6 protein-coding genes and 1 pseudogene are annotated in these 9205 nt (G+C 75.2%); 5 read left to right on the forward strand and 2 right to left on the reverse strand.

The window, feature by feature from the left end; all coding sequences use genetic code 11:
- Window positions 1–33 precede the first annotated feature (33 nt).
- Window positions 34–888, reverse strand: a complete 855-nt coding sequence (locus ACSNOC_RS14730; RefSeq protein ID WP_436747866.1) for a helix-turn-helix domain-containing protein — start codon at window positions 886–888, stop codon at window positions 34–36.
- A gap of 199 nt (window positions 889–1087) precedes the next feature.
- On the opposite strand from ACSNOC_RS14730, the gene ACSNOC_RS14735 reads away from it, so the two are divergent.
- The 5 genes and pseudogenes from ACSNOC_RS14735 to ACSNOC_RS14755 all read left to right on the forward strand — a co-directional run bounded on the left by ACSNOC_RS14735 (window position 1088) and on the right by ACSNOC_RS14755 (window position 8979).
- On the forward strand, window positions 1088–3544 hold the full coding sequence (locus tag ACSNOC_RS14735) for a helicase-associated domain-containing protein (protein WP_436747867.1): 2457 nt from the start codon (window positions 1088–1090) through the stop codon (window positions 3542–3544).
- A gap of 615 nt (window positions 3545–4159) precedes the next feature.
- A complete protein-coding gene (locus ACSNOC_RS14740; RefSeq protein WP_436747868.1) occupies window positions 4160–5164 on the forward strand; it encodes an ornithine cyclodeaminase family protein in 1005 nt (334 codons plus the stop codon).
- A gap of 237 nt (window positions 5165–5401) precedes the next feature.
- A pseudogene (locus tag ACSNOC_RS14745) lies at window positions 5402–6213 on the forward strand (M23 family metallopeptidase).
- Entirely contained in the window at window positions 6210–7172 is a 963-nt protein-coding gene (locus ACSNOC_RS14750; protein ID WP_436747872.1) for an aminoglycoside phosphotransferase family protein, read from the forward strand. Before ACSNOC_RS14745 ends, ACSNOC_RS14750 begins: the two are co-directional and overlap by 4 nt.
- Window positions 7173–7317: 145 nt before the next feature.
- Complete coding sequence (locus tag ACSNOC_RS14755; protein ID WP_436747869.1) at window positions 7318–8979, forward strand: DNA repair helicase XPB; 1662 nt, start codon at window positions 7318–7320, stop codon at window positions 8977–8979.
- Here ACSNOC_RS14755 and ACSNOC_RS14760 read toward each other — a convergent pair.
- A complete protein-coding gene (locus ACSNOC_RS14760) occupies window positions 8919–9146 on the reverse strand; it encodes a hypothetical protein (protein WP_436747870.1) in 228 nt (75 codons plus the stop codon). The genes ACSNOC_RS14755 and ACSNOC_RS14760 overlap by 61 nt on opposite strands.
- Window positions 9147–9205 lie beyond the last annotated feature (59 nt).

Consider the following 9205-nt stretch of genomic DNA (forward strand, 5'->3'; position numbering starts at 1 on the left):
CCGGCCCGGCCCTCCGCGTGCCGCCGCGCCGGGTCACAGCTCGCGCGCGATGTGGTGGATGAGCTGCCGGGACTCCTCCGGATCGAGGGAGACCTTCACGGCCCGGCTGAAGAAGATCCGGTAACCGGCGAGCTCGGCGTCCGCGTCCAGGAATCCGCCGCCGCGCGGCGTGTCGACCTGCACGGTGTCGAGCTGGGGCACCGGCCCGGTGGCGTAGGTGACGGGCTGGGTGGCCTCGAAGAAGTCCTCGTTGGTGAACGGGATGACCCGGACGGTCACGTGGGACCGCTCGCTGAGGACCATCAGGTGTTCGAGCTGCGCCCGGACGACCTGCCGGCCGCCGAAGCGCATGCGCAGCGCGGCCTCGTGGATGAACGCGTCGAGCGGCGGCGGCGCCTCCCGCTCCAGGACGATCTTCCGCCGCATCCGCAGCTCGGTACGGGCCTCGATCTCCTCCGGCGGCAGCTCGGGGAAGACCCCGCGGAACAGGGCGCGGGCGTAGTCCTCCGTCTGGAAGAGCCCGGGGACGGACACGGTGTGGACGAACTGCATGGAGACCGCGTGGTACTCCATCTCCGCGACATCCAGGAAGCCGGGGGCAAGGATGCCACGGTACTCGTCCCACCAGAACTGCCCGCGGTGCTCGCGGGCGATGGCGCAGAGGGCGTCCAGCAGGGCCTGGTCGGAGCAGCCGTAGAAGGTGGCCAGCTTGCGGATGCGCTCCTCGCTGACCCCGATCCGGCCGGACTCTATGTGGCTGATCTTCCCCTGGTCGGTGCCGAGCATGCCCGCGGCCTCCCTGGCCGTTCGACCCGCCCGCTCGCGCAGTTTGCGCAACTCCGCGCCCAGGCGCGCCTGTCGGGCGGTCGGATTCTCCCTCGGCGGCATCGTCTGTCAGATCCTTCCGTCGGCTGGCCCCCGAGTCTGCCGCCCCCTCACCCTCCGAGTCCACTCGCCCACAGCCCTCCACGGCACTCTTGCCACGGCGTAACGTTGCCCCTGATCGGGTCGGACCTTCGGACGCCGTTCAGCGGGGCGTTCCGTCCGTCCCGTGCGTCCGGGACCTGGGTACCGCTACGTTGGGCGGATGACCAGCACCAGCCCCCGCACCCTCGCCGACGAGCTGCGCTCGCGCTCCGACGCCGAGCTGGCCGGGCTGCTGCGCGCCAGGGCCGACCTGCTGTCGCCGCTGCCCGGCGACGTGTCCCAGTTGGCCACCCGTGCCGGGACCAGAGCCTCCGTCCTGCGGGCCCTGGACCGGCTGGACACGTTCACCCTCCAGACCGCCGAGGCCCTCGCCATCGCGCCGCAGCCCTGCCCCTACCCGACGCTCGCCGCCCTGCTCCCCGGCGCCGACGAGCAGCTGCCCGACGCGCTGGCCACCCTGCGCGCCCGCGCGCTGCTGTGGGGCCGGCCGGAGGCGCCGCGGCTGGTGCGGACGGCGCAGGAGCTGCTGGCGCCCACCGCCTCCCGGCCCAGCGGCACCGGCCTCGGCCCGACGCTCGCCGAGGCCGCGGCGGGCATCGCGCCGAGCCGGATGCAGCACCTGCTGACCAACGCCGGGCTGCCGCCGACCCACGACCCGGTCAGCGCGCTCACGGCGCTCACCGCGCTGTTCACCGACCGGGACCGGCTCGCCGCGCTGCTCGACGAGGCCGGGGACGCCGCCCGCGCCATCCTGGAACGCCTCGCCTGGGGACCGCCCTACGGCGAGGTCTCCGCCCGCCCCGGCCCGCCCGTGCGCCGGCTCCTCGACCTCGGCCTGCTGATGCCGACCGCGCCCGGCACGGTCGTGCTGCCCCGCGAGGTCGCGCTCCACCTGCGCGGCGGACGGGCCCACCGCGAGCTGCGCCCCCACCCGCCGTGGCCCACGCTGCGCGCCCGGCTGCCGCAGCCCGCCGTGGACGCGGCGGCGGGCGGCGCGGCCTACGCGGCGCTGACCATGGTCGAGGAGCTGCTGACCGCCTGGGAGACCGACGCCCCGGCCGTGCTGCGGACCGGCGGCCTGGCCGCCCGCGATCTCAAGCGCGTGGCCGTGACCCTGGACATGCCGGAGCCGGAGGCGGCGTTCTGGGTCGAGCTGGCCTACGCGGCCGGGCTGCTGGCCGCCGACGGCGAGGTGGACGAACGGTTCGCGCCGACCCCCGCGTACGACGCGTGGCTGGAGCTGCCGCCCGCCCGGCGCTGGGCGCGGCTGGCCACCGCCTGGCTCGCCACGACCCGCGTCCCCGGCCTGGTCGGCACCCGGGACGGCAAGGGGCGGCTGCTGGCCGCGCTCGGCCCCGGGCTCGACCGGGGACCGGCCGTCGAGGTGCGGCGGCACGTGCTCGCCCTGCTCACCGCGCTGCCCGAGGGCGGCGCCCCGCAGCCGGGCGACGTGCAGGAGCGGGTCCGCTGGGAGCTGCCGCGCCGGGTGACGGACGAGACGCGGACGCTGCTGTGCGGGGCGGTGGTGGCGGAGGCCGAGTACCTGGGCGTGACCGGGCGCGGCGCGCTGGCGTCGTTCGTCCGCCCGCTGCTGGATCCGCCGGCGACGGGCGCGCGGGCGGCGGAGGCCGAGGCGCCGGAGTCCGAGGCCCCGGAGGCCGAGGCTCCGGAGGCCCGCGCACCGGACGAGGCGGGCGCGGCGGACCTGCTGGCCCCGCTGCTGCCGGAGGCGGTGGACCACATCCTGGTCCAGGCCGACCTGACCGCGATCGCGCCCGGGCCACTGCGCCGGGAGCTGCGGCAGGCGATGGCGATGGCCGCCGACGTCGAGTCCACGGGCGGCGCGACGGTGTACCGGTTCACGCCGGGCTCGGTGCGCCGCGCGCTGGACGGGGGCTGGACGGCCGAGGACCTGCACGCGTTCCTCGCCGCCCACTCCCGCACCCCGGTGCCGCAGCCACTGACGTACCTGGTGGACGACGTGGCGCGGCGGCACGGGCGCCTGCGCGTCGGGGTGGCGGCGAGCTATGTGCGGTGCGACGACGAGGCGCTGCTCACCCAGCTCCTCGCGGACCGCCGCGCCGAGCCGCTGCGGCTGCGCCGCCTCGCGCCGACCGTGGCCGTCTCCGCGTCCCGGCCCGACACGCTGCTGGAACGGCTGCGCGAGATCGGCTTTGCCCCGGCCGCCGAATCGGCGGAGGGCGCGGTGCTGACCCCGCGCCAGCGTGCGCGGCGCACCCCGCCGCGCACGGCGCCCGAGCCGGTCCCGGACAGCCCGCCGCCCGCCGACGACGCGCTGCTGACCGCCGCCGTCCGCGCGATCCGCGCGGGCGACCACGCCGCGGACACGACGCCCCGCCCGGCGGGCACCCGCGTGCCCGAGCCCACCGGGCCGCCGCCGCGCACGTCGCCCGACGAGACCCTGGCCAGGCTGCGCGCCGCGGCGCGCGACGGGACGCTGGTGTGGATCGGCTACGTCGGCGCGGACGGCGTGGCGACGCATCGCGTGCTCTCGCCGGTGCGGGTGGAGGGCGGCTTCGTGACGGCGTTCGACCACACGGCCGACGAGGTCCGCACGTACCCGCTGCACCGCATCACGGGCAGCGCGACGCTGTAGCGGCTCCTCAGCGCGGCAGCGCGAGGTCGCCGGTCAGCCGGTCAGCCGGTCGACCCTCGTGCGCGGGCCGCGGAGGCCCAGCCCGACGCGGGACAGGTCATGCGCAGGTCGTGCGGCCCGGCGCGGTGATGCCCCCCGGGCGTGGCCGCCCGCGTCCTTGACACCGGGACGTTCCCTCCCACCAGGGGGTGGGCCACCGGCTCCGGGCGCCGACCGGCCGTCCCGCGGCCCGGCCGGTGCGGCCTGCCCTCATCCCTGTCGGCGCGACACGACTCTTCAGGGCCTGACGTACCGAGGAGCCGACCCGCCAGAAGTCCCGCCTCCCGCCCCCGGGCCGGCGGCGTGATGAGGCCGTCCACCTTGTGGCCCGGCGTCAGCGACACGACACCGGCCGCATTGACGGCCGGGCCGGTGGGCAGTCCCTCGGAGACCGGCACCACGCACGTCGACTCGTTGATGTCCGACCGGGTCATGTTCCCTCTCCTTCGCGCACGCGCGGCACGGCAACCGGGTGTACCGCGGGGAAGGCGGCGACGGAGCGGAACCGGGCCGGAACGGAGCCGGAATCGCGGCCCGGGACCGGGGACTCGGTGAGTCAGGAAGTCAGGGAGACACATGATCGTTCTCAACGGTGCCGACGTGCGGGAACTCCTGCGGATGCCGGAGGCCATCGCCCTGATGCGCGAGGTGCTGGCGACGTTCAGCACGGGCGGCGTCACGCAGCCGCTGCGCACGGTGCTCCGGCCGGCCGGGCACGACACCGTGCTCGGCTCGATGCCCGCCCATCTGGGCACGGGCCGCCACACCGGGTTCGGCGTGAAGACCGTGCTGGTGAAGCCGGGTAACGCGGCCCTGGGACGGGACACCCACATGGGCCTGGTGATCGTCCACGACGAGGCCACCGGGCTGCCCGCGGCCGTCATGGACGCCGGCGCGGTCACCGCCGTGCGGACCGCCGCCGTGTCCGCCGTCGCCACCGACGTCCTGGCCCATCCGGCCGCCGGGGACCTGGCCCTGCTGGGCTCCGGGACGCAGGCCCGCACCCACCTGGAGGCGCTCGGCCACGTGCGGCGCCTGCGCCGGGTCCGGGTCTGGAGCCGGTCGGCGCCGTCCGCCGAGCGATTCGCGCGGTGGGCCGACCGGCGGCTGGGCGTCACGGTCGAGCCGGCGGCGACGGTGGCGGCGGCCGTGGCCGACGCCGACCTCGTGTGCACCCTGACGGCGGCGGCCACGCCGGTGCTGGAGGGGCACCACCTGGGCGACGGCGCGCACGTCAACGCGGTCGGGGCCTGCTTCCCGCACACCCGCGAGCTGGCCACGGACGTCGTGGAGCGGGCCGCCGTCTTCGTCGACAGCAGGGAGTCGGCCCTGTCCGAGGCCGGTGACCTGCTCGTGCCGATCCGGGAGGGGCGCTTCGGCCCGGACCGCATCCGCGCGGAGCTGGGCGAGGTCCTGGCCGGGAAGGCACCGGGCCGGGCCGCCCCGGAGGAGCGGACGGTCTTCAAGTCGCTCGGGATCGCCGCCGAGGACGTGATGGCCGGACTGCACATCGCCGAACGGGCCCGCACCGGGACGACCGGCATCCGGATCCCCTGGCCCGGCGACGAGGACCACCCCTGACGGCCGCCACCGCGCGTATCGCCGCCCACCAGCCCACGCCGGAACGAGCGAAGCCCGGCCCCCTGACCGAACGGCCACCACCACGCCCCCCCGGACGCGCCATGAGCACCACGTCGCCAACCAGCCCGCGCCCGGCCCCCCTGCCCCGGCGACGAACCCGGCCACGACCACCACCACAGGCCCCACGCATGTGTCATGTGCACCTCGGGTAGGTCCGGATCACGCGGGAGGCCCCCCATGCGCTCGTCACGCGTCGCCCTGCTCGCACTCGGAACCCTGATCGCCGCCTGCTCACGGCGCCCCCGGCGCAGGCGGCGCCGGTCTTCAAGGCGCCGTTCGCCTGCGGTCAGCAGTGGACCTACAGCCACCACTCCGCCGAAGTACGCCGCGCGCTCGACTTCGTCCGCAGCGACGGCGGTGCCACCGACGGCGCGCCCGTGCTCGCCTCCGCGGCCGGCACCGCCACCCTTCACAACCAGCCGGGCGGTGCCGGGCAGTACATCGTCATCGACCACGGCGGCGGCTGGCAGACGTACTACTTCCACCTCGGCGCCTACTCCGTCGCCACCGGCCAGTGGGTCGAGCAGGGACAGCAGATCGGCACCACCGGCTCGACCGGCAACTCCAGCGGCCCGCACATCCATGACGAGCAGCTCCACAACGGCGTCGGCCAGGACATCGTGATCCACGGCCAGTTCCTGCCGTACCCGTCGTCCTACCACGTCAACCACCTGACCAGCGACAACGGTTGCGGCGGCGGCACCACCTTCTGGGTGGACACCTTCGCGCGGACCGACGGCTACGCGGGCCCCTCGACCGCCTCCCCGCAGGGCGCGCTGCACGCGGGCACCCACTACGTGTACTGCAAGGTGTGGGGCGAGAACTACACGGGCCCGTACGGCTACAACCACTGGTGGCTGCGCACCGACCTGGACGAGACCTACCCCGGCGGGAACGGACGAGGCGCCTACGTCCCGGCCTATTTCCTCAGCCGCTGGGGTAACGACGAGGCCAGGGACAACAACGGCACCGTCATCCCCGACTGCTGACCGGACGAGCGAGTGCGAGCGCGACCTTGGGCCTGATCACTGTTCCGGCCGAACTGGTCGGGTACCACGTGCACTTCAACGGCGAAGCCGGCCGGGCCTGGATCTCCGGGCTGCCCCGGCTGGCCGCCCGGCTGCTGGAGCGCTGGGAGCTGACGCCCACCGGCCCGGGGCACCACGGCATGGTCGCGCTCGTCCTCCCCGTCGTCCGGGCCGACGGCTCCGCCGCCGCGCTGAAGCTCCAGCCGCCCGCCGACGAGGAACGCGCCGGGGAACCGGCCGCCCTGCGGGCACACGACGGGCGGGGCGCCGTCCGGCTCCTCGACCACGACCCGGTGTCCGGCGCGCTGCTGCTGGAAGCGCTGGACGGCGACCGTTCGCTCGCGGTCCACCCGGACGGCGACGCGGCCCTGCGCGTGCTGACCGGGCTCCTCGGCCGGCTGGCGCGGACGCCGCCCCCGCCCGGCATGCGGCACCTGCGCGACATCGCGGGCGCCATGCTGGACCAGGTCCCCGACGCGCTGCCGCGCCTCCCGCGCGACGACGACCGCCGCCTGCTGGCCGACTGCGCGGCGGCCACCCGCGAGCTGATCGGCGAGCCGGGCGACCGGCTGCTCCACTGGGACCTGCACGAGGAGAACGTGCTCGCCCCGCTCCCCGGCGCGGAGCGCGGCGAGCCGTGGCTGGCCATCGACCCGAAGCCGCTCGTCGGGGACCTCGGGTTCGACCTGCTGCCCGCCCTCACCGGCCGCTTCGACCCGGACGCGATCCGGCGCCGCTTCGACCTGATGACCGAGATGCTCGGCCTGGACCGCGACCGCGCCACCGGCTGGACGCTGGCCCGCATCCTCCAGAACGGCCTGTGGTCGGTGGAGGACGGCGAACCCGGCATCGACCCCGAGCAGGTGATCACCGCCGAACGCCTGCGCTCCCGCCCCCGGGCCGGGGCGAGCCGCCGGTGAGGAGGATCACGTCGCCGCCGGTCCGTCTCCGGCGCCCGCGGTCCGCCGCCGGATGCGGGACACTGGGAGTTTGGCCCGCACCCCGCCCGGCCCGCGGCACCCGCCGTACCCGCCGTACCCGCAGCGCCCCGAAGGAAGGCACCCCGTGAACGGTCCGCTCATCGTGCAGAGCGACAAGACCCTGCTCCTTGAGGTCGACCACGAGCAGGCTGAGGACTGCCGCCGCGCCATCGCGCCGTTCGCCGAACTGGAGCGGGCGCCCGAGCACGTCCACACCTACCGCGTGACCCCGCTCGGCCTGTGGAACGCCCGCGCCGCCGGGCACGACGCCGAGCAGGTCGTGGACGCGCTCGTCACGTACTCCCGGTATCCGGTGCCGCAGGCCCTGCTGGTGGACGTGGCCGAGACCATGGCCCGCTACGGGCGGCTCACCCTCGCCAAGCACCCGGCGCACGGCCTCGTCCTCCAGACCACCGACCGGCCGGTGCTGGAGGAGATCCTGCGGTCCAAGCGCGTGAAGCCGCTGGTCGGGGCGCGGCTGGACCCGGACACCGTCGCCGTTCACCCCTCCGAGCGCGGCCAGATCAAGCAGGCGCTGCTGAAGCTGGGCTGGCCGGCCGAGGACCTCGCCGGATACGTGGACGGCGAAGCGCACCCGATCGACCTGCGGCAGGACGGCTGGGCGCTGCGGCCGTACCAGGAGCAGGCCATCACCGGCTTCTGGCACGGCGGCTCGGGCGTCGTCGTGCTGCCGTGCGGCGCGGGCAAGACGCTGGTCGGCGCCGGGGCGATGGCGCGGGCGCGGTCGACCACGCTGATCCTCGTCACCAACACCGTCTCGGCCCGGCAGTGGAAGGCCGAGCTGGTGCGCCGCACGTCGCTGACGGCGGACGAGATCGGGGAGTACAGCGGCGCGAAGAAGGAGATCCGGCCGGTCACCATCGCGACGTACCAGGTGCTGACCACCAAGCGGAAGGGTGTCTTCCCGCACCTTGAGCTGTTCGACTCCCGTGACTGGGGCCTGATCGTCTACGACGAGGTGCACCTGCTGCCCGCGCCGGTCTTCAAGTTCACCGCGGACCTCCAGGCCCGCCGCCGGCTCGGGCTGACGGCGACGCTGGTGCGGGAGGACGGCCGCGAGTCGGACGTCTTCTCGCTGATCGGGCCGAAGCGCTTCGACGCGCCGTGGAAGGAGATCGAGGCCCAAGGGTACATCGCGCCCGCCGACTGCGTGGAGGTCCGGGTGGAGCTGACCGAGCCGGAGCGGCTGGCCTACGCCATGGCCGAGCCGGAGGAGCGGTACCGCTTCTGCGCCACGACCGACTCCAAGCGGCGGATCACGCAGGCGCTGGTGCGGCGGCACGCGGGCGAGCAGACGCTGGTGATCGGGCAGTACATCGACCAGCTGGACGAGCTGGGCGAGTTGCTGGGCGCGCCGGTGATCAAGGGCGAGACGAGCAACGCGCAGCGCGAGAAGCTGTTCGACGCGTTCCGCGCGGGCGAGCTGCGGGTGCTGGTGGTCTCCAAGGTGGCGAACTTCTCGATCGACCTGCCCGAGGCGACGGTCGCCATCCAGGTCTCCGGCACGTTCGGCTCCCGCCAGGAGGAGGCCCAGCGCCTCGGCCGCGTGCTGCGACCGAAGGCGGACGGCCACGAGGCGCGCTTCTACTCGGTGGTCGCCCGCGACACGATCGACCAGGAGTTCGCGGCACACCGGCAGCGCTTCCTGGCCGAGCAGGGCTACGCCTACCGCATCATGGACGCGGGCGAACTCGCGGGCGCCGACGAGGAGATGGACGGGGTGTAGCCCCGCGGGCCCAGCTCCCGCGGGTCGACGCGGCCGAGGATCGTGACCTCGAACGCGGCGCCGCCGAACGCGCGGACGGCGTGCAGGGCGGTTCCGAACAGGTGCCTGATCTGGTGCGCGGTACCGGCGGCAGCGGCGGCGGCCGGCTGAACGGTTGCGGTCGTCATGCTCCCCAGCCTGCTCCCCGCACCCCCTCGCGGGCATCGGCCCCCGGAGTGATCACCCC

The sequence above is a fragment of the Streptomyces sp. URMC 129 genome, assembly GCF_051386415.1.
GTDB lineage: Bacteria > Actinomycetota > Actinomycetes > Streptomycetales > Streptomycetaceae > Streptomyces.

What these genes read in the sequence shown, in the direction of transcription:
- ACSNOC_RS14730 (WP_436747866.1), bottom strand. Translation starts at nt 888, where the DNA reads ATGCCGCCGAGGGAGAATCCGACCGCCCGACAGGCGCGCCTGGGCGCG.
- ACSNOC_RS14735 (WP_436747867.1), top strand. Translation starts at nt 1,088, where the DNA reads ATGACCAGCACCAGCCCCCGCACCCTCGCCGACGAGCTGCGCTCGCGC.
- ACSNOC_RS14740 (WP_436747868.1), top strand. Translation starts at nt 4,160, where the DNA reads ATGATCGTTCTCAACGGTGCCGACGTGCGGGAACTCCTGCGGATGCCG.
- ACSNOC_RS14760 (WP_436747870.1), bottom strand. Translation starts at nt 9,146, where the DNA reads ATGACGACCGCAACCGTTCAGCCGGCCGCCGCCGCTGCCGCCGGTACC.